This window comes from Mycolicibacterium sp. XJ2546, from assembly GCF_053483195.1.
The window spans coordinates 68125-85932 of record NZ_JBEFRW010000006.1; the positions used below are offsets into that span (position 1 = coordinate 68125).

Sequence of the window (17808 nt, forward strand, 5' to 3'; positions counted from 1 at the left end):
GACGAACCTGAGAGGAACAGAACGCATGGTTACCGCGAAGCACCAGATCGTGATCGTCGGCGGCGGCACCGCCGGAATCTCGGTGGCCGCGCGCCTGCTTCGGCGCGGCCACTCCGACGTCGCCGTCATCGAACCGTCCGACACGCACTACTACCAACCACTGTGGACGCTGGTCGGCGGCGGGCAGGCAAAGGCGTCGGCCACGGCACGGCCCGAGGCCTCCGTCATGCCCCGGAAAGCGACCTGGATCAAGAACACGGCAGCGGCAGTGGACCCCGACAACAACACGGTCAGCTGTGCTGACGGCGCGATCTATGAGTACGACGTGCTCGTGGTCAGTCCCGGCATCCAGCTGGACTGGGACCACACCGAGGGGTTGGCGGACGCGCTCGGCTCCAACGGGGTGTCGTCGAACTACCGCTTCGACCTGGCCCCACGTACCTGGGAGTTCATCAGGAACCTACGTTCGGGCACAGCGGTATTCACGATGCCATCGGGACCGATCAAATGCGCCGGAGCACCGCAGAAGATCGCCTATCTGGCCAGCGACTACTGGCGGTCCCAGGGCGTGCTCTCCGACATCGACGTGCACCTGGTGGTGCCGACACCGCGGCTGTTCGGAATTCCGGCGATCGCCGACAATCTCGATGCGATTGCGGCCGACTACGGAATCACCGTGCACACCAACGCAGAAGTGACCTCCGTCGACGCCGCAGCGCACAAAGTAGGCGTGACGGCGACGGGCGGCGGGGGAGCCGACACCATGCTGCCCTACGACGTGTTGCACGCCGTACCGCGTCAGTCGGCGCCGGACTGGATCAAGTCCAGTCCGCTGTCGACCGGTGCCGCAGGCGGTTACGTCGAAATCGACAAGCACACCATGCAACACGTGCGTTACCCCAACGTGTTCAGCCTCGGAGACGCAGGATCCTCACCGAACTCAAAAACCGGTGCCGCAATCCGCAAACAGGCCCCGGTCGTCGTCGACAACGTCGAGGCGTTCCTGGCGGGACGACCACTGAACGCCTCATACAACGGTTACGGGTCATGTCCGATCGTCACGTCCTCGCACGCGATGCTGCTCGCGGAGTTCGACTACGACCTGAACATCACCCCCTCGTTCCCGCTGCTCGACCCCACCAAACCCCACCGAAGTTACTGGTATCTCAAGAAATACGGGCTGCCGTTCATGTACTGGAATCTGATGCTCAAGGGCCTCGCGTAGAAGTTGGTACCTCCGGAAACAACGAAAGGAAACGATCATGGCAACCAAGAACCTGACCTACGACGACTTCGAGTCCACCATCGTCGAGAATCCGATTGTGCTGGTGGACTTCTGGGCGTCGTGGTGCGGCCCGTGCCGCGCTTTCGCCCCGGTCTTCGAGCGCTCCTCAGCGGCGCACCCGGACGTCGTGCACGCCAAGGTCGACACGCAAGCCGAGCTCGACCTGGCCGCCACGCTGGAGATCCGATCGATCCCGACGGTCATGGCGTTTCGCGACGGTGTGCTGGTGTACAGCCAGCCGGGAGCGATGCATCCGGCGGCGCTCGAGGACCTGATCACCCGGGTGAAGACGCTCGACATGGCGGAGGTCCGCGCCAAGATCGCCGCGCGGAAGGCGGCGTCGCTGGGTTAGGTCCAGCCGGTTACGTCGTCGGCGGCCCCGGGGTGTCCGAACTTACTTGACCGTCAAGCCTGCGTTACCGGCATTTTCGAAGTCGTCGTCGATGAGTACGACATCTCGGCCGGCGCGGGCGAGGAACGACGCCGCGATTGAGGACCGGTAGCCGGACGCGCAATGCACCCACACCCTAGACGCAGGGACATCATCGAGTCGTGCCGGAAGTTCATGCAGCGGAATGTTCATAGCGCCCGAGACACGCTCCTCCTCGTACTCGTGGCGCTGGCGCACGTCGAGCACCGTCACCGCCTCCGTCCCAAGTTCGGCCAGCGCGTCGAAGTCCGCGACCGGATACGAGCCGACCGGGGTGCCGTCACTCAGCGCATCGATGTCTCCGGTGGCTGCTCCCGTCAACCGGTCGACTCCGATCCGTACCAGCTCGCGCTTGGCGTCGCTGATTTGCTCGGGAGATTCGCCGATCAGCGTCACCGGGGCACCCCATTGGTAGAGCCAGCCGAAGTAGCTGACGAACGAGCCCGACAGTTCAAAACCCAACGATCCCTGCAGATGCCCGGCCGCGAAGGCTGTTCGGTTGCGAAGATCGACCACCCACTCACCCGCCTCGAGACGACGCCGAAGTTCCTGGGGGTCGATCGGTTCGGGCGGCGTCAGGTCGACGGGCGCCGGCCCCGCACTGTTGATGACGCCCATGTGCGCGTAGTACGCGGGGTAGGCGGAGAGCCCGGCCAGCAGTTCATCGACGAAGCTCTGCTCGTCCTGTGTGAGTGCCGGGTTGGTGTGCCGTTGTTCGCCGATGGTCGATTCGTCACCGGAAGCCGGTGTGGCCGAACAAAAGCTGCCGAAACCGTGGGTTGGGTAGATCGGCGTCTCGGCGGGCAGCCGCTCGGCGAGCCTGCGTACGGAGTGAAATTGCGCGTGGGTGAGCTCGCGGGTGGAGTCGGCGCCGATCAGGTCGGTGCGTCCGGTGGTACCGAACAACATTGACCCCCCGGTGAAGACCCCGTGGGTAGCGCCGGCGTCGTCGCGGAGCACATAACTGATGTGATGATGGGTGTGTCCGGGAGTGTGCATCGCCTCCAATCGGATGGGGCCCGCGTCGACGATGTCGCCGTCGGTGACGGGACGACGGGGATAGTTCACGTCGTCGCCCGCCGGCACCACGTACTCGGCACCGACGGTGCGCGACAACTCGAGCCCCCCGGTCACATAGTCATTGTGCAGGTGCGTTTCCAAGACATGGGTGATACGGGCCTTGCGTTCGTCGGCGAGGGTGAGCACCCGGTCGATGTCGCGCTGCGGATCGATCGCCACGGCGACACCACCGTGGCTGATCAGATAGCTACGGTCTCCGAGGCCGGAGGTTTCGATGATCGAGACGTCCATGAAATTTTCCCTTTCTGCGGTCAACGTAAGAAGATCGTGTCGACGAGCACGAATGCGGCGACGACGAAGACGAGGTACGCGAACCAGCGCTGCAGGCGGTCGGTGTCGACCTTGGTGCCGAAGTATCCGGTGACCAGCGAGGCAACCATCGCGGCGGCGACGAAGACCCCCGCGACCGACCAGTCGACGCTGAGGCCCTCGAGATGGGAGAAGATCCCGGCTACCGAGTTGGCGACGATGATCAGCAGCGACGTGCCGATCGCCGTCGACATTTCGACGCCGAGAACGACCACGAGCGCCGGGATGATGAGGAAGCCGCCACCGACACCGAACAATCCGGTCAGCACGCCGACCAGAAGGCCCGCCCCGATCGACCGTGGTAGACAACGGCGCCAGTTGACCTGTCCCGCTCGGACTTCACATGCGGTGCCGGTATTGCCCTGGTCGGCCAACATGCGGATGCCGGCAACCACCATCACCGCCGCGAAACCGATCAGCAGTGCCGGTTCGGGCAGGTGCCTGCTGATTGCGCTGCCGAGAACGGTCGCGGGAACACCTGCCGCGGCGAAGATGCCGGCCATCCGCCACCGAACCTGTCTGGCACGGATTTTCGGGAGCACACCCACGGCAGATGCGGTGGCGACGACGACCAGCGAGATCGGGATGGCCTGTTCGATGCCGAGATTCATCCCGTAGACCAGTGCTGGAACGGCGAGTATCGAGCCCCCGCCGCCGAGCAGTCCTAGCAGTACGCCGATCAGCGCACCGAGGCCGACGCCTGCCGCCAACGCCATATAAGGTCCTGTACCCGCTACCGGCGCCAGAATCCGCCTGCGGGCCGCGGCGGCTTGGTGACCCGCTCACACCGGCACTGTTGCACGGCCGGCACCGACCGCAGCACGTCGTCGACATGCTCGCCGCAGCCGTCCCACGTCGTCTTACCGCAGGTCGGGCATTGAACTGGGTAACACATTGCCGAACCCTTTCCTGTGTTGACACCGTTTAGGGTATATACCCCTATGGGTATATACCCTACGTGGCGGAGGGATTATTTCCAAGGCATGGCCGCACGGTGCGGTGCGGAGCCCGTCGGGGAATTCTGGTCACTGGGGTCGACGTTGAACTGGGCTAAACATACCCCCACGGGTAATGTAGGACTTCTAGTGGAAGGACAGAGAGATGGTCGGTGACCAGGAATCCATCGATGCGGTGCTGAACCGGCTGCGTCGCGCACAAGGACAGCTCGCTGGCGTGATCTCGATGATCGAGCAGGGCCGCGAGTGCAAGGACGTCGTGACCCAACTCGCGGCGGTGTCACGGGCACTCGACCGCGCCGGTTTCAAGATCGTCGCGACAGGTTTACGCGAATGCATAGCCGGCGACCATGAGGGGAATGAAAGGCCCATGACCGAGGCGGAACTGGAAAAGCTCTTCCTCGCCCTGGCCTGACCGTTCGGAGTGACAAAGACAAAGGAGTCATCATGACCATGGCGTTGGCCACGAGCCTCAAGACGTCGTTCGACGACGCCGTCGCCCGCACCCGTGAGGCGCTGGCGGAGCAGGGGTTCGGTGTGTTGACCGAAATCGACGTGACGGCGACGTTGAAGAACAAGCTCGGTGAAGACATGGAGAACTACCTCATCCTCGGCGCGTGCAATCCGCCGCTGGCGCACCGCGCCATTGGCGTGCAACGTCAAATCGGTTTACTGCTGCCGTGCAACGTCGTGGTGCGCAGCGATCCCGACGACCCGGACACCACCCTCGTCGAGGCGATGAATCCACAGGTGCTGGTCGACGTCACCGATGAACCCGGCATGAAACCAGTTGCGGAGGAAGTCGGCAGCAAGCTGAAAGCGGTCATCGACGCGTTGGCCAAGTGACCGCTCAGGCGCCGCGGTGTACGGGTCCAAGCCGGTCGGCGATCTGCTCGACGGCCGACTCGATCTCCTCGAGCCTGCCGCGCAGCCGCTCGGGCGCCCACGCCAACGCGATACGTGCCGGCGCCCAGTTGCTTTCGTCGATCGGAATGAGCTTGAACTCCGGCGGGGAGAACATCTTGCCGATGAACGAGTCGGGGGCATAGCTCACCAGCGCGATGAGCTGCCGGTTGAAAACCTGGGTGGCCATTTCGAGTTCACCGCCGCGCTGGTTGGTCGTGCGCACGATGCGGTGCACACCCCGGCTGTTGAGCCTGCGGGTCAAACCGGCCAGCACCACCGGGTTGGGCCGGGCGAAGTCGATGACAACCTCCCGCTCACGCAACTCCTCGATCGCGACCAGGTCCTTGGTGGCGAGGGGATCGTCGAACCGAACCGCGACCGCGCCCTGGTAGCTGGCCACCACCTTGTGGCGCAGCCGTTTGTCGTTGGCGGGCAGGTGGATCAGACCCAGTTCGGCATGCCCGGCGATCAGCTTGGCGGCGACCTCGGTGCCGGACCCCGGCATGCTGAACTCGGTCGGGCGCCGCAGTTCACCCAGCACCGTCTCCAGTTGTGCGAGCAGGTCCGACGGTGCATAGGCCGTGGCGCTCAACCGAATCGGAGCCGAGCCACCCGCCCCTTCTTCGGCGGTGGCTTTGAAATCCTCGACCCGGCACAGGATCTCACGGGCGGGACCGATCAGCTTCTCGCCGAGCGGGGTCAGGCGCACCTCGTGGTAACCGCGTTCGAACAGCGCTCCGCCGAGTTCCTTCTCGAGGATCTTGATCTGCTTGCTCAGCGGCGGCGGGGTGATCAGCAACTTGTCGGCGGCCCGCTTGAAATGCAGTTCGTCGGCGACGGCGACGAAGTACCTGAGCCTGGTGAAGTCGATGTCCATTCCTGCCGGTCTCGAACGGGATGCCGTGTACCCCGCATGCTACGAGATGAGCGGCGCACCCCGCCTAGCCCCGGCCGTGCTCTCGAGCACCCCGCGTTCGTGCAGCGCGGCGATCTCCGACGGCGTGAGGCCCAGCAGTTCTTCGGCGATCTCGGCGGTCTGCTCACCGATCAGCGGCGCCTGGCGCAACGGCGGATCGGCCACATGGTCGCAGTGGAGCTGCACGTTCTCCATCAAGAACGGCACGTTTCCGTGCGGGTGAAGCTCCTCGCGGAACGCACGGCGTTGCTCGTAGTACGGCCACGACGGCAGTTCGTCCGCATGCAGAACGGCACCCGCGGGCACGCCTGCGGCCTGCAGTTTGTCCATCGCCTCGGTCGGGGAATGCCGGGCGGTCCAGGCGCGCACCGCGTCGGCACCCACCTCCCCGTCGCCGGGAATGCCCAACACCCAGCGCAACGCCTGACGGTCGGCATCGTCGCGCACGGTGATCGCGATCCATTTGTCGGTGCCTGCGGTGGGGAACAAACCCCACGGCGTACCGCGGTCCCGGTCGGAGCGTGGGTGCCCGGCGCGCTGCAGCGTTTCGGCGGCGATATCGGCGGCGACGTGGCTGAGCATCACCTCTGCCTGCGCGATGCTCGCCGAACCGCCTTCGCCGGTGCGTTCCCGGCGCAGCAGCAGCGCCATCGCGGACAACGCGCCAATCCGGGCGGCGACGTGGTCGGGGTAGACGGTGACGGTGTCGCAGAAGGTTTCGGATTCGCCGGGGTAGACCCACAGGTTGGTGAACCCGACCGCGGCTCGCACCAGCGGTCCGTACCCAAGCCGCTTGGCCCACGGCCCGTTCGGCCCGAACGCCGAACTGTCCACCACGACGACGCCGGGATTGATTCGCCGCAGCGTCGCGTAGTCCACTCCCAGCGTTTCGGCGACGCCGGGCTTGAAGTTCGTCAGCACCACGTCGGCGGTCTCGACCAGGCGATGTGCGAGCACGCGTCCCTCGGCCGTGCGCAGATCGAGCCCGATCGAGCGTTTGTTGCGGTGCCCCGCGGCGAACGGCTGGGTCATGGTCGTCAACTTGCCGACCCGCAGCCCGTCCGGATGGGCCGAGTGTTCGATCTTGACGACGTCGGCACCGAGATCGCCGAACACCCGCCCGGTGTCGGCCCCGACCACGATGACGCCGAGATCCAGGACGCGGACGCCCTCCAGCGGCAGACCCTCGCCGCGGCGCTCGCGGGCCGCCAACACCGGTGCGGCGGTCAGACGCACATCCGGCGACGACGGCGCGTTGAGCGCGCTGGCGCGGTGACCGTCGACCTCGCTGACACCGACGGGGACGGGCGCCACCACCCCGGGCGCCAACTCCACGTCGCGGAAAAACCCGCGCGCGCCGAAGTGTTCGGCCGTCAATGCCTCGGACAGGGTGAGCACCGCCGCGGTGGGCACACCGTGGGCCTGCCCCTGTGCCTCGAGTTCGGCCCGGGTCTTGTCGGCGCAGAACCGCGCGATGGCCGCGAGCAGCTGCGGGGAATGGAAGCGCTTTCCGAGCTTGTCGAACGACGGATCGGCGAATTCTTCGGGGCTGCCCAGCCACCTGAACATGCCCCGCCACTGGCGTTTGGCCAGAATGCAGATGCGGACGTGACCGTCCTTGCATGCGATGATCGGATAGCGCTGCTGTTCGGCGTTCCAATCCCGTTGCTGCGCACTGACCGCGACGCCCGCCGACGCACTTCCCGCCGACCCGAACGGCGGGTCGAGGGTCTGCATCGCCCCTTCGAGGATCGAGAAGTCGATCAGGTCTCCCTCGCCGGTGCGCAGGCGGTCCACATACACCGCAAGCGTCATCACCGCGGCCTGTGCGGCGGCCACGTGATAGGGCAACTCGGCCGGCGGTATGAGCGGCTCGCGCCCTGGTATGCCCGACCGCGACAGTTCACTGGAGAGCGCATGGAACACCGGGCCCGTGCCCTGCCAAGTGCGGTAGGCGGTGTCGCGGCCGAAGTCGCTGAGCGACAGGATCACCAGCGCGGGGTGCCTGCGGCGGATTTCGTGCACCGCCAGCGACGCTTCGGCGGGTGAGCCGGGGCCGGTGTTCTCGATGAGGATATCGCAATCGGGCAGCAGTCGTTCGAACTCGCCACCGTCTACGTCGATAATCGCCATGCCGTGGCGGTTGATCGCGGTCTGCACGGGCACGCCGCCGATGTCCGGGCCGACCACCTCGTCGTCGCTGACACCGGCCACGCGCAGCACCGTGACGTGCGCGCCGAGATCGGCGAACAGCCGTCCGAGGGCCGTCATCGGCCCCGACGTCAGATCGAAAATCCGCAAACCCAGCAGCGGCGGATCGTAAACGGCAACGGACGTCTGGGACACCCCGGGTCAACTCCGGCGGGCCCGGCGGAACGGAATGTCGCGGTCGGTCTCGGGTTCCTTGGGCAGCCCGAGCACCCGCTCGCCGATGATGTTGCGCTGGATCTGGTCGGTGCCCCCGCCGATCGAGGTGAAGTACGCGTTGAGCGTAAGGAAGTTGACGTCGTCGGCGACCGGGTTGTCGGGGCCTGCCAACAGCGACTGGGCACCGATGATCCGGGTCTTCATCGCCGCCTCGGTGTGCAGAATCCGTGACATCGCGAGCTTGCCCAGCGACATGATCGAGCTCGACGTGCCCTGCGTGGCGGCCGCTTTCGCGCGCGCGTTGTTGAGCTTGTTGAGCTCACGCAGCGCCAGCACCGTGGCCAGGGGGTAGCGCACGGCAGCGTCGTCGAGGACGCCGTGTTCGCGGGCGAGTTCGATCAGGCTGTCAGCCTTGCGGTTACGCGATCCGCGGCCGGTGTCGCCCATGATCGAACGCTCGTAGGCCAGCGCGGTCTGCAGCGCGCGCCAGCCGTGGCCTTCGCCGCCGAGCAAATACTCGTCGGGGACGGTGGCGTCGTTGATGAACACCTCGTTGAAGTGCGACTCGCCGGTGATCTGCACCAGCGGGCGGACCTCGATGCCGGGCTGCTTCATCGGCATGACGAACAGGCTCAGCCCGTTGTGTTTGGGCACGTCCCAGTCGGTGCGGGCCAGCAGCAGCGCGTAGCCGGCGCTCAGCGCGCCCGACGTCCACACCTTCTGCCCGTTGACCACCCACTGGTCGCCGTCCTTGACGGCGGTGGTGCGCACGGCCGCCAGGTCCGAACCGGCGCCGGGCTCGCTGTAGAGCAGGCAGGTGCGGGAGCGTTCGATTAGAAAGTCGCGCAGCAGATCCCGCTTGAGCGTCTCGGTGCCGAGTTTGAGCGCGGTGTTGGCCGGGATGTTGTACTTGTCCTGCCGCGAGCCCGGCGCCTTCAGTGCGGAGAACTCCTGCCCGATGACGGTTGCGAGCTCACCGGGATAACCGCGTCCGAACCATTCGGCGGGATAGGTCGGCACCGCGTAGCCGGCGTCGAGCACCTTTTCCAACCAGGCGATGCGCTCCGGTGACGACACCCACGGGTCGTGGGACTTGGGTAGCGGAACCCAGTTGGCGCTGAGCCATTCCCGGACTTCGGTGCGTAACTCGTCGACGGTGGGCAGTGTGGTCATGTCAGGCGCCTTTCGAGACGAGGTAGCGCTCGCGGTGCAGGTGTGAGCCACCGAAGAGTTGCGTGCCGGTGCGCGCCCGGCGCAGGAACAGGTGGGCGGGGTGCTCCCAGGTGAAGGCGATCCCGCCGTGCATCTGGATGGCGTTCATCGCGATGGTCTCGTAGGCATCGGCGCAGGTGAAACCCGCCAAGGCGACGGCGCCGCCCGCGGTGTCGCTGTGCAAGGCGGTCTCGGCGGCGGCGTGCTGGGCGGCCGATGTGGCGTTTTCGACTTCGAGCAGCAGATCGGCGGCCAGATGTTTGAGCGCCTGGAAGCTGCCGATCTGGCGGCCGAACTGCACACGGGTCTTGAGGTATTCGACCGTCATGTCGAAGATGCGTCGGGCCCCGCCCACCTGTTCGCCGGCCGAGGCGATGACGGCGTAGTCCAGTGCCTGCTGTACGGCATCCCACCCGGCGCCGCCGAGCCGCCGCGCGGGCGTACCCGAGAAGGCGAACGTGGAAAGCCGCACGGTCGGGTCGAAAACCGTTTCGGCCGTGCGGGCGAAACCGGGCGCGTCGGCGCTGACCTCGAACACACCGACGCCGTCGTCGGTGCGCGCCACGACGAGCACGACGTCGGCGACCTGACCCCAGGTGACGTAGTGCGCGGCGCTGGTCAGGGTGCCGTCGGCAGCGGCGACGACGTCGACGCCGGCTTCAGTCCAGGAGCCGGCCGGACCGGTGAGTGCGACCGTGCCGATCGACGTGCCGTCGGCCAGTCCCGGCAGCAGCCGCTGCTTGTCGTCGTCGGAGCCGGCGGCCTGGATCAGCGCGACGGTCAGCACCGCGCTGGAGATGAACGGTGCGGGCGTCAGCGCCGCCCCGGTCTCCTCGGCGACGGCTTCGAGTTCCAGCGCGCCGAACCCGAGCCCGCCATGGTCGGCGTCGACGAGCATGCCGAGCACGCCCTGGTCGCCGAGTTGGCGCCACAGCTCCCGGTCGAATCCCTCCTCGGAGCTCATCACGCGGCGCACGTCGTCCTCGGTGCACTTATCGCGCAGCAGCTCGCCGACTGCCGTGCGCAGTTCCGCGCGTTCGGCCACGCTGATCGTCATCGACCCCGCCTCTCCTGGCATATTGCGTCCATACTCGGTGCCGGGCGGCGGGGTGTAAATCACGAATCGGGACACCGACGGGTTTCCGAACGGCACATGCGCGCCGATCACCGCTTCGGCCGCCGCGCGGGTGGTCGTCACCGGTGCAGGCACCGGGTGCCGGTGTCGTCGACCGACCAGCGGGGCAGGGCAGCGTGCAGGTGGTCGAATCCTCGTCAGGCCACCCGCCGGCGGTCCTGCGCGCATCGTTGCCACCATGGCGGTGCACCGTGACCTTCTCTGGAGTGAAAGCTGTTTCGTCCATGGTCGCCTGGAAAACCGCAAAGCGCTTGCCTTACCCGGACAACGCCGTCCGCTCCGGTTGTGGTGGCGTTACAACTCGGAGCTAGTCGAGGCGGCCCGCGTCGGTCACACGCAGCACCGGTGCGCCGGCCTCGTCGGAGGCGGCCAGATCCACCTCGGCGGTGAAGCCCCAGTCGCGGTCGCCCCCTGGATCGTCGAAGATCTGCCGCACCCGCCACACCTCGGGCGCACGGTCGATGATCAGCAGCGCCGGACCGCGGGCGTCGGCGCCGGTGCCGACGTCGTCGTGCTCGTCGAAGTAGTCCTCTCCGACGTCCGCCCAGCGCTGCGCCGTCCAGCCCGACCCGCTGTCCAGCGCGCCGAGTTCGTCCCAGCGAGCCCGGGCGAACAACTGCACCCGCCGGAACAACGCGTTGCGCACCATCGCCGTGAAAGCGCGCTCGTTGCCGGTCAGCGGGCGCGGCGGGGCCGGCACCGCGACCGGCGCGTCGTGCGGTTGGTCCGGGCTGGTCAGCTGTTCCCACTCGTCGAGCAAGCTCGAATCCACCTGGCGGACAAGCTCACCGAGCCACTCGACGATATCGGTGAGCTCCTCGGTCCTGGCTGCGGCGGGCACCCCGGACCGCAGCGCCTGGTATGCGTCGGACAGGTAGCGCAGCACTGCACCCTCCGCGCGGGTCAGACCGTACTCGCTGACGTACTCGCGGAACGTCATTGCGCGTTCCCATATTTCGCGCACCACGGACTTCGGGGACAGCCGGGCGTCGGCGGCCCACGGGTTGCTCTGCAGGTACACCTCAAAGGTGTGCTCGAGCAACTCCTCGAGCGGTTTGGGGTAGGTGACGTCGTCGAGCAACTCGATGCGCTCCTCGTACTCGATGCCCTCGGCTTTCATCGCCGCGACCGCTTCACCCCTGGCCTTGTTCAGCTGTGCCGCCAGGATCTGACGGGGATCCTCCAGCGTCGCCTCGATCACCGAAACCACATCCAGCGCAAAGCCTTCCGACGCGGGATCGAGCACGTCGACGGCCGCGAGCGCGAAGGTCGAAAGTGGCTGATATAACGCGAAATTCGGCGGTAGATCGACGGTCAGTCGGTACCTGCTGCCGTCGGGGCCGGGTTCGTCGAGGCGTTCCACCACTCCGGCCTGCAGCAGCGACCGCGCAATGCCCACGGCTTCGCGGATGTGCTGCAGTTGCCGTTTGCGTGGCTCGTGGTTGTCGGTCAGCAGCCGCCGCATCGCCTCGAACGGATCCCCGGGGCGGGCCACGACGTCGAGGAGCATCGCCGTCGACACCCGCATGTTGCTGGTCAGCGGTTCGGGCGTGGCCTCGATCAACCGGTTCATGGTCGACTCGCTCCACGGCACCATGCCCTCGGGCACCTTGCGGCGCACCAGCTTTCGGCGCTTCTTGGGATCGTCGGCGACCTTGGCGAACTGCTTGAGGTTCTCCACCTCATGGTCGGGTGCCTGCACGACGACGGTGCCCGCGGTGTCGTAACCCGCCCGACCGGCCCGGCCCGCGATCTGGTGGAACTCGCGGGCGTTGAGCAGCCGGGTGCGCACACCGTCGTACTTCGACAGCGCCGAGAACACCACGGTGCGGATCGGCACGTTGATGCCGACGCCCAGCGTGTCGGTGCCGCAGATCACCTTGAGCAGCCCGGCCTGCGCCAACTGTTCGACCAGCCGCCGGTACTTCGGCAGCATCCCGGCGTGGTGCACGCCAATCCCGTGTCGCACCAGGCGCGACAGCGTCGTACCGAACGCCGTGGAGAACTGGAACGCACCGATCATCTCCCGAAGCTCGGCCTTGTCCTGTTTGGTGCTGACGTTGACGCTCATCAACGCCTGCGCGCGCTCCAGCGCCGAGGCCTGGGTGAAGTGCACGACGTAGATCGGGGCCTGTTTGGTGTCGAGCAGGTCGCCGATCGTCTCGTGCATCGGGGTGGTTGCATACGAAAAGTACAGCGGCACAGGCCGTTCGGCGTTGGCGACCAGCGCCGTCGGCCGCCCGGTGCGCCGGGTGAGGTCGTCGCGCAAGAACGAGACGTCACCCAACGTTGCCGACATCAGCAGGAACTGCGCCCCGGCCAACTCCAGCAGCGGCACCTGCCATGCCCACCCGCGGTCGGGGTCGCCGTAGAAGTGGAACTCGTCGGCCACCACCAGCCCGATGTCGGCGGCTGGGTCCGTCTGGCCGCCCTCCCGCAGCGCGATATTGGCCAGCACCTCGGCGGTGCAGGTGATGATCGGGGCGTCGGCGTTGACCGCGGCGTCGCCGGTCAGCATGCCGACGTTGGCGGCGCCGAACACCTCGCAGAGCGCGAAGAACTTCTCGCTGACCAGCGCCTTGATCGGCGCGGTGTAAAAGCTGCGGCCGTGTCCTGCCGATGATCGAGCCAGCGCCGCGTACAGCGCGCCGGTGGCCACCAGCGACTTGCCCGAACCGGTCGGGGTCGCCAGGATCACGTTGGCGCCGCTGACCAACTCGATCAGCGCCTCCTCCTGCGCCGGGTACAGCACGGTGCCGTTGGCCTCGGCCCAGACGGCAAAGGACGCGAACAGCTCGTCGGGGTCGGCGCCCTTGGCGCGCAGCGCGGACAGATCGCCCGGATCGTCGAGCAGCGCAGCGGTGTCGGTCATGCCTTACCAAACCGCCTCTCCTGGCTCGTTGCCTGCACCACCGAGCATGCCGTGCACCCCGCAGGCCGGGTTTGAGCGGGGTCGTGGCTGGAAAAGAATTGATCATGCCCATGCCACGAACTGCTGTCTCGATGCTCGCGCTGAGTGCGCTGGTGCTGACCGGATGCTCGGCGTTCACGAACAAGGCTGCGACCAGTTCAGCGACGACGACCACTCAGAGTCCGGTGGCGACGCCGAGGACCGAGGCGGTGACACCGGAGCCCGTCCCGCCCCCGTCGAACACCAAGGTCGTGCCCACCCGAGAGGTGTCGCTGGCGATCGAGGACCGAGGCGACCTGGGCGAGATCGTCGTCGACAGCACGGGCCGCGCCCTGTACGCCTTTACGGCGGACGGCCCGAACGAGCCGACCTGTTACGGCGCCTGCGCCGACACCTGGGTGCCGCTGCTGGCACGCGGCGATCCGGCGGGCACGATCGGGATCGACGTGGCGTCGGTGCACATCGTCGCGCGCCGCGACGGCGGTGATCAGGTGACTTACAACCGGATGCCGCTGTACCGGTACGCAGGCGATACCGGTGATCGGGTCGCCAACGGACAGGGCCTGGACATGTTCGGCGGCGAATGGCACGTGCTGGCCAAAGACGGCCAACCCCTGGCCTGAGGAATAGCCGCGTTCGGAAGGAGCGTTGTGGCGCGCATGGAGTTCGGAATTTCGACGTTCGTCAACGACGACACCATCGACCCGGTCGCGTTGGCGCGGGCGCTGGAAGAGCGCGGCTTCAAGTCGTTGGCGGTCGCTGAGCACACCCACATCCCGGCGAGCCGTGAATCGGCTTATCCGGGCGGCGGGGAGCTGCCCGGCGTGTACTACCGCACGCTGGATCCGTTCGTCACGCTGGCCGCCGCGGCGGCGGTGACGTCGCAGATCGAGTTGATCACCGGGATCGCCCTGCTGATCCAGCGCGATCCGATCGTCACCGCCAAGGAGGCCGCCAGCATCGACCTCATCTCGGGCGGACGGTTCGTGTTCGGTGTCGGCGCGGGATGGAACCTCGAGGAGATGCGCCATCACGGCACCGATCCGAAGACGCGCGGCGCGCTGCTCGACGAACGCATCGAGGCCATCAAGGCGCTGTGGACCAGCGAACCCGCCGAATACCACGGTCGCTACGTCGACTTCGACGCGTCGTACCTGCGGCCCAAACCCGTGCAGAAACCGCACCCGCCGATCGTGGTCGGCGGCGACTCCGACGCCACCGTCAAACGCATCGTTCGCCATCAGGGCGGCTGGATCTCCAACCCGCTGCCGGTCGAGCGGCTGACCAAACGCGTCGAGCAGCTGCGTGCGGCGGCCGGCCACGACGTACCGCTCACCACGTTCGGCACCCCGATCGATCCGCAGTACTGGGAGGCGATGGAGAAGCTGGGCTACCGGCAGGTGAACCTGCTGCTGCCGACCAAGCCGCTCGACGCCTCGCTTCGACTGCTCGACGAGTACGCCGAGGCGGTCGCCAAGTACCGCGGCTGACTGTTGGGGTGGTCTGCGCGGGGCCTGGGCTCGCTAGGGCCACACAATCGCGGCTGTTCCCATCCCACTTGCCCTCGACAGGTGTCGAGTTTCTATTGTGGCTGCATGAGCAATGACGCTGATGCCGAGCGGGTCGCCGAACTGGCGCGTGGAGTCGTCGCCGAACACGACCCGAAAACGGTGCCCGTCCAGCAGTTCCTCGGTGCCTGCTACGACGCCGGTTTGTCGTGGGTGCACTTCCCCGACGGCCTCGGCGGACTCGGGGTGTCCCGCGGACTGCAGGCGGTAGCCGACCGGATTCTCCAGGGCGCGGGAGGGCCGGTGCCGCTGGGGCTCAACCCAATGGGGTACGGCATGGCGGCGCCGACGATCCGCGAGCACGCGCAGACCGACGAGGTGAAGCAGCAATGGCTGCGGCCTTTGGCCACCACCGAGGACCTGTGGTGCCAGTTGTTCTCCGAACCGGGCGCCGGATCCGACCTGGCCGGGCTGGCCACCTCCGCGGTGCTCGACGGCACCGACTGGGTGATCAACGGCCAGAAGGTCTGGACCAGCCTCGCCCACCGCGCCCGCTGGGGACTGCTGCTGGCCCGCACCAACCCGGACGTGCCCAAGCACAAGGGCCTGACCTACTTCGTCATCGACATGCACGGCGAAGGGGTGGAGACCCGTCCGCTACGCCAGATGACCGGTCAGGCCGAGTTCAACGAGGTCTACTTCTCCGACGCGCGGATCCCCGACAAGCACCGGCTCGGCGACGTCGGCAACGGCTGGAACGTCGCGATGACCACCCTGATGAACGAGCGCACCGCCTTGGGCGGCAGCGGCAGTAGGCGCGGTGCGGGCACCATCTCCGACGCCACCGGGCTGTGGGCGTCACGCCCCGAACGGCACACCCCGGTGCTGCGTGACCGGCTGACGCAGCTGTGGTTGCGCTCGGAGGCCCAGCGCCTCACCTCGGAGCGCTCGCGGGCCACCGCCACGGTCGGCGGCCCGGGCCCGGAAGGATCGATCGGCAAGCTGGTGGGCGCCGAACTCAACCAGGACATCTACCAGTGGTGCATGGATTTCCTTGGCCCCGAAGGGCTTCTGTACCACGGCTATCAACAAGGCCGCGGCGGCGGTGCCGCCAGAGAAGACACCGACTGGCAGGGACCCATCCAGCAGCGGTTCTTACGCAGCCGCGCCAACACCATCGAAGGCGGTACATCCGAAGTGATGCGCAACATCCTCGGCGAACGCATCCTCGGGCTGCCCGGCGATCTGCGGGCCGACGCGGGGATGCCCTGGAAGGAGATCCCCCGTGGCTGAGAAGCTTGCGAACCAGCCCGAATATCGGGCTGAGTACAAGTTCACCGACGAACAGAACCAATTACGCGACGCCGTAAGGAAGTTCAGCGCCGAGCACTTCTCCGAGGAGAAGGTTCGCGAACTGATGGAAGCCGACCCGCCGTTCGACCCCAAGGTGTGGGCACGGCTGGGCGGTGAGCTGGGCGTGCTGGCCCTTTCGGTGCCCGAGGCCGACGGCGGCGTCGGCGGCACCCTGGTGGACCAGGCCGTCGCGATCGAGGAACTCGGCGCCCGGTTGGCGTGCGGGCCGCTGTTCGGCACGGTCTACCTGGCGATCCCGGTGCTGGTGGCGGCCGGGTCCGGCGACGTGCGCGACGGGCTGCTCGGCGACCTGATGGAGGGCAACCGCACCGCGGCGGTCGCGGTCACCGACCGGGCTGGCGTATTCGACGCGGGTGCGGTGACAGTGACCGCCGACGGAAATACCTTGTCGGGCACGGTTACTCAAGTGGTCGACGCGGCAATTGCCGACGTTCTGCTGGTCGCTGCCCGCGGATCCGACGGGGTCGCGCTGTACGCCGTCGACACCACCGCGAACGGCGTGCAGCGCACCCCGTTGGACACCCTCGACCTCACCCGGTCCGCGGCCAACGTCACGCTCACCGAGGCGCCCGCTCGCCTGGTCGCCGGAGCGGACGAGACCGCGCGGGTGCTCGACCATGCGTTACAGGTCGGGGCGGCGCTGCTGGCCGTCGAACAGGTCGGCGCCGCACAGCATCTGCTCGACCTGTCCGTCGAGTACGCGAAGTCGCGACTGCAGTTCGGCCGGCCGATCGGATCGTTCCAGGCGGTCAAGCACCGGCTTGCGAACCTGCTCGTCGACGTCGAACACGCCAGATCCACTGCTTACCATGCGGTTTGGGCGCTGACCGACGGATCGGACGATCCGGCGTTGGCGACCAGTATCGCCCAGGCCGTGTGTTCGTCCGCGCTGACTCATGTCGCCACCGACACCATCCAGGTGCACGGCGGCATCGGGTTCACCTGGGAGCACCAGGCGCACCTCTATTACAAGCGGGCCACCACCGACGCCGTGCTGCTGGGCAGCGCCGAGCAGCACCGGGACCGGATCGCGGCGATGGTGCTGGACGACACCGAGGCCAACCGGGTGCCGCGCGTCGCCGACGGCCTGCCCGTCTGACGAGGACGGCGCGATGATCGTCACCGTCGCCAAAGTGCACGACCTCGATCAGTTCCTCGAGGCGTTCTCGACGGTGGGTGCCGAGAAGCGCAGGGAACACGGCTGCAAGGGTTCGCGGGTGTTCTGTGATCCCGACGACTCCGGCAAGGTGTGGGTGTACTTCGACTGGGCGGCCGAGGATTATCAGCGGTTCCTCGCCGATCCGGACATCCCGGCGATTGCACAGCAGCTCGCCCTGAAAGAACCGCCGGTGCACGCCGAACCTGTCGCGCAGTACGACTCCTGAGGTCGGACCCGACTATGACAAGTCGGGAAACGTC

General features: G+C 67.1%; 17 protein-coding genes. 9 read left to right on the plus strand and 8 right to left on the minus strand.

The window, feature by feature from the left end:
* Positions 1 to 25 precede the first annotated feature (25 nt).
* Both ABQE44_RS12220 and trxA read left to right on the plus strand, forming a co-directional pair.
* The gene (locus ABQE44_RS12220; protein WP_448430005.1) at positions 26 to 1225 is read left to right on the plus strand and encodes an NAD(P)/FAD-dependent oxidoreductase; all 1200 of its coding nucleotides are present in this window, start codon (positions 26 to 28) and stop codon (positions 1223 to 1225) included.
* Between the two features lie 37 nt (positions 1226 to 1262).
* Complete coding sequence (trxA, locus tag ABQE44_RS12225) at positions 1263 to 1637, plus strand: thioredoxin (RefSeq protein ID WP_448430007.1); 375 nt, start codon at positions 1263 to 1265, stop codon at positions 1635 to 1637.
* Positions 1638 to 1679: 42 nt separating this feature from the next.
* Here trxA and ABQE44_RS12230 read toward each other — a convergent pair whose 3' ends face one another.
* From ABQE44_RS12230 to ABQE44_RS12240, 3 genes are read right to left on the minus strand one after another with little or no spacing between them, the layout of a single operon-like run.
* Positions 1680 to 3026, minus strand: a complete 1347-nt coding sequence (locus tag ABQE44_RS12230) for an MBL fold metallo-hydrolase (RefSeq protein ID WP_448430009.1) — start codon at positions 3024 to 3026, stop codon at positions 1680 to 1682.
* Positions 3027 to 3046: 20 nt separating this feature from the next.
* The gene (locus ABQE44_RS12235; RefSeq protein WP_448391621.1) at positions 3047 to 3820 is read right to left on the minus strand and encodes a sulfite exporter TauE/SafE family protein; all 774 of its coding nucleotides are present in this window, start codon (positions 3818 to 3820) and stop codon (positions 3047 to 3049) included.
* A 17-nt stretch (positions 3821 to 3837) separates the two neighbouring features.
* The gene (locus ABQE44_RS12240) at positions 3838 to 3999 is read right to left on the minus strand and encodes a DUF8730 family Cys-rich protein (protein ID WP_448391622.1); all 162 of its coding nucleotides are present in this window, start codon (positions 3997 to 3999) and stop codon (positions 3838 to 3840) included.
* Positions 4000 to 4205: 206 nt separating this feature from the next.
* Here ABQE44_RS12240 and ABQE44_RS12245 point away from each other — a divergent pair, with 206 nt between their 5' ends.
* Together ABQE44_RS12245 and ABQE44_RS12250 are read left to right on the plus strand one after the other, a co-directional pair.
* The gene (locus ABQE44_RS12245) at positions 4206 to 4475 is read left to right on the plus strand and encodes a metal-sensitive transcriptional regulator (protein ID WP_448391623.1); all 270 of its coding nucleotides are present in this window, start codon (positions 4206 to 4208) and stop codon (positions 4473 to 4475) included.
* Between the two features lie 32 nt (positions 4476 to 4507).
* On the plus strand, positions 4508 to 4906 hold the full coding sequence (locus ABQE44_RS12250; protein WP_448391624.1) for a DUF302 domain-containing protein: 399 nt from the start codon (positions 4508 to 4510) through the stop codon (positions 4904 to 4906).
* Positions 4907 to 4910: 4 nt separating this feature from the next.
* Here the strand turns inward: ABQE44_RS12250 and ABQE44_RS12255 are convergent, their stop codons facing one another.
* The 5 genes from ABQE44_RS12255 to ABQE44_RS12275 form a co-directional block, all read right to left on the minus strand.
* Complete coding sequence (locus tag ABQE44_RS12255; RefSeq protein WP_448391625.1) at positions 4911 to 5843, minus strand: LysR family transcriptional regulator; 933 nt, start codon at positions 5841 to 5843, stop codon at positions 4911 to 4913.
* Between the two features lie 39 nt (positions 5844 to 5882).
* Entirely contained in the window at positions 5883 to 8228 is a 2346-nt protein-coding gene (locus tag ABQE44_RS12260) for a CaiB/BaiF CoA-transferase family protein (RefSeq protein WP_448430011.1), read from the minus strand.
* A gap of 6 nt (positions 8229 to 8234) precedes the next feature.
* The gene (locus ABQE44_RS12265) at positions 8235 to 9422 is read right to left on the minus strand and encodes an acyl-CoA dehydrogenase family protein (RefSeq protein ID WP_448430013.1); all 1188 of its coding nucleotides are present in this window, start codon (positions 9420 to 9422) and stop codon (positions 8235 to 8237) included.
* Between the two features lies 1 nt (position 9423).
* Positions 9424 to 10518 carry an acyl-CoA dehydrogenase family protein gene (locus ABQE44_RS12270; protein ID WP_448430214.1) on the minus strand — a complete coding sequence of 365 codons (1095 nt, stop codon included), beginning with the start codon at positions 10516 to 10518 and terminating at the stop codon, positions 9424 to 9426.
* A gap of 385 nt (positions 10519 to 10903) precedes the next feature.
* Positions 10904 to 13468: a DEAD/DEAH box helicase gene (locus ABQE44_RS12275; RefSeq protein ID WP_448391628.1), complete on the minus strand. Its 2565-nt coding sequence runs from the start codon at positions 13466 to 13468 to the stop codon at positions 10904 to 10906.
* A 104-nt stretch (positions 13469 to 13572) separates the two neighbouring features.
* Here ABQE44_RS12275 and ABQE44_RS12280 point away from each other — a divergent pair, with 104 nt between their 5' ends.
* From ABQE44_RS12280 to ABQE44_RS12300, 5 genes are all read left to right on the plus strand, one after another.
* Positions 13573 to 14130 carry a COG4315 family predicted lipoprotein gene (locus tag ABQE44_RS12280; protein ID WP_448391629.1) on the plus strand — a complete coding sequence of 186 codons (558 nt, stop codon included), beginning with the start codon at positions 13573 to 13575 and terminating at the stop codon, positions 14128 to 14130.
* Between the two features lie 36 nt (positions 14131 to 14166).
* Positions 14167 to 14997 carry an LLM class F420-dependent oxidoreductase gene (locus ABQE44_RS12285; RefSeq protein WP_448430216.1) on the plus strand — a complete coding sequence of 277 codons (831 nt, stop codon included), beginning with the start codon at positions 14167 to 14169 and terminating at the stop codon, positions 14995 to 14997.
* Between the two features lie 105 nt (positions 14998 to 15102).
* On the plus strand, positions 15103 to 16308 hold the full coding sequence (locus ABQE44_RS12290) for an acyl-CoA dehydrogenase family protein (protein WP_448391630.1): 1206 nt from the start codon (positions 15103 to 15105) through the stop codon (positions 16306 to 16308).
* Positions 16301 to 17488 (plus strand): acyl-CoA dehydrogenase family protein, encoded by a 1188-nt coding sequence (locus tag ABQE44_RS12295; RefSeq protein ID WP_448430015.1) that lies wholly within the window; start codon positions 16301 to 16303, stop codon positions 17486 to 17488. Before ABQE44_RS12290 ends, ABQE44_RS12295 begins: the two co-directional genes overlap by 8 nt.
* A gap of 13 nt (positions 17489 to 17501) precedes the next feature.
* Positions 17502 to 17774 (plus strand): putative quinol monooxygenase, encoded by a 273-nt coding sequence (locus ABQE44_RS12300; RefSeq protein ID WP_448391632.1) that lies wholly within the window; start codon positions 17502 to 17504, stop codon positions 17772 to 17774.
* Positions 17775 to 17808: the final 34 nt, after the last annotated feature.

Excerpts from the sequence above, each read along its gene's own strand:
- ABQE44_RS12255 (WP_448391625.1), bottom strand. The coding sequence starts at position 5,843 with ATGGACATCGACTTCACCAGGCTCAGGTACTTCGTCGCCGTCGCCGAC.
- ABQE44_RS12280 (WP_448391629.1), top strand. The coding sequence starts at position 13,573 with ATGCCCATGCCACGAACTGCTGTCTCGATGCTCGCGCTGAGTGCGCTG.
- ABQE44_RS12275 (WP_448391628.1), bottom strand. The coding sequence starts at position 13,468 with ATGACCGACACCGCTGCGCTGCTCGACGATCCGGGCGATCTGTCCGCG.
- ABQE44_RS12230 (WP_448430009.1), bottom strand. The coding sequence starts at position 3,026 with ATGGACGTCTCGATCATCGAAACCTCCGGCCTCGGAGACCGTAGCTAT.
- ABQE44_RS12220 (WP_448430005.1), top strand. The coding sequence starts at position 26 with ATGGTTACCGCGAAGCACCAGATCGTGATCGTCGGCGGCGGCACCGCC.
- ABQE44_RS12250 (WP_448391624.1), top strand. The coding sequence starts at position 4,508 with ATGACCATGGCGTTGGCCACGAGCCTCAAGACGTCGTTCGACGACGCC.
- ABQE44_RS12285 (WP_448430216.1), top strand. The coding sequence starts at position 14,167 with ATGGAGTTCGGAATTTCGACGTTCGTCAACGACGACACCATCGACCCG.
- ABQE44_RS12290 (WP_448391630.1), top strand. The coding sequence starts at position 15,103 with ATGAGCAATGACGCTGATGCCGAGCGGGTCGCCGAACTGGCGCGTGGA.
- ABQE44_RS12300 (WP_448391632.1), top strand. The coding sequence starts at position 17,502 with ATGATCGTCACCGTCGCCAAAGTGCACGACCTCGATCAGTTCCTCGAG.
- ABQE44_RS12235 (WP_448391621.1), bottom strand. The coding sequence starts at position 3,820 with ATGGCGTTGGCGGCAGGCGTCGGCCTCGGTGCGCTGATCGGCGTACTG.
- ABQE44_RS12245 (WP_448391623.1), top strand. The coding sequence starts at position 4,206 with ATGGTCGGTGACCAGGAATCCATCGATGCGGTGCTGAACCGGCTGCGT.
- ABQE44_RS12240 (WP_448391622.1), bottom strand. The coding sequence starts at position 3,999 with ATGTGTTACCCAGTTCAATGCCCGACCTGCGGTAAGACGACGTGGGAC.
- trxA (WP_448430007.1), top strand. The coding sequence starts at position 1,263 with ATGGCAACCAAGAACCTGACCTACGACGACTTCGAGTCCACCATCGTC.
- ABQE44_RS12265 (WP_448430013.1), bottom strand. The coding sequence starts at position 9,422 with ATGACCACACTGCCCACCGTCGACGAGTTACGCACCGAAGTCCGGGAA.
- ABQE44_RS12270 (WP_448430214.1), bottom strand. The coding sequence starts at position 10,518 with ATGACGATCAGCGTGGCCGAACGCGCGGAACTGCGCACGGCAGTCGGC.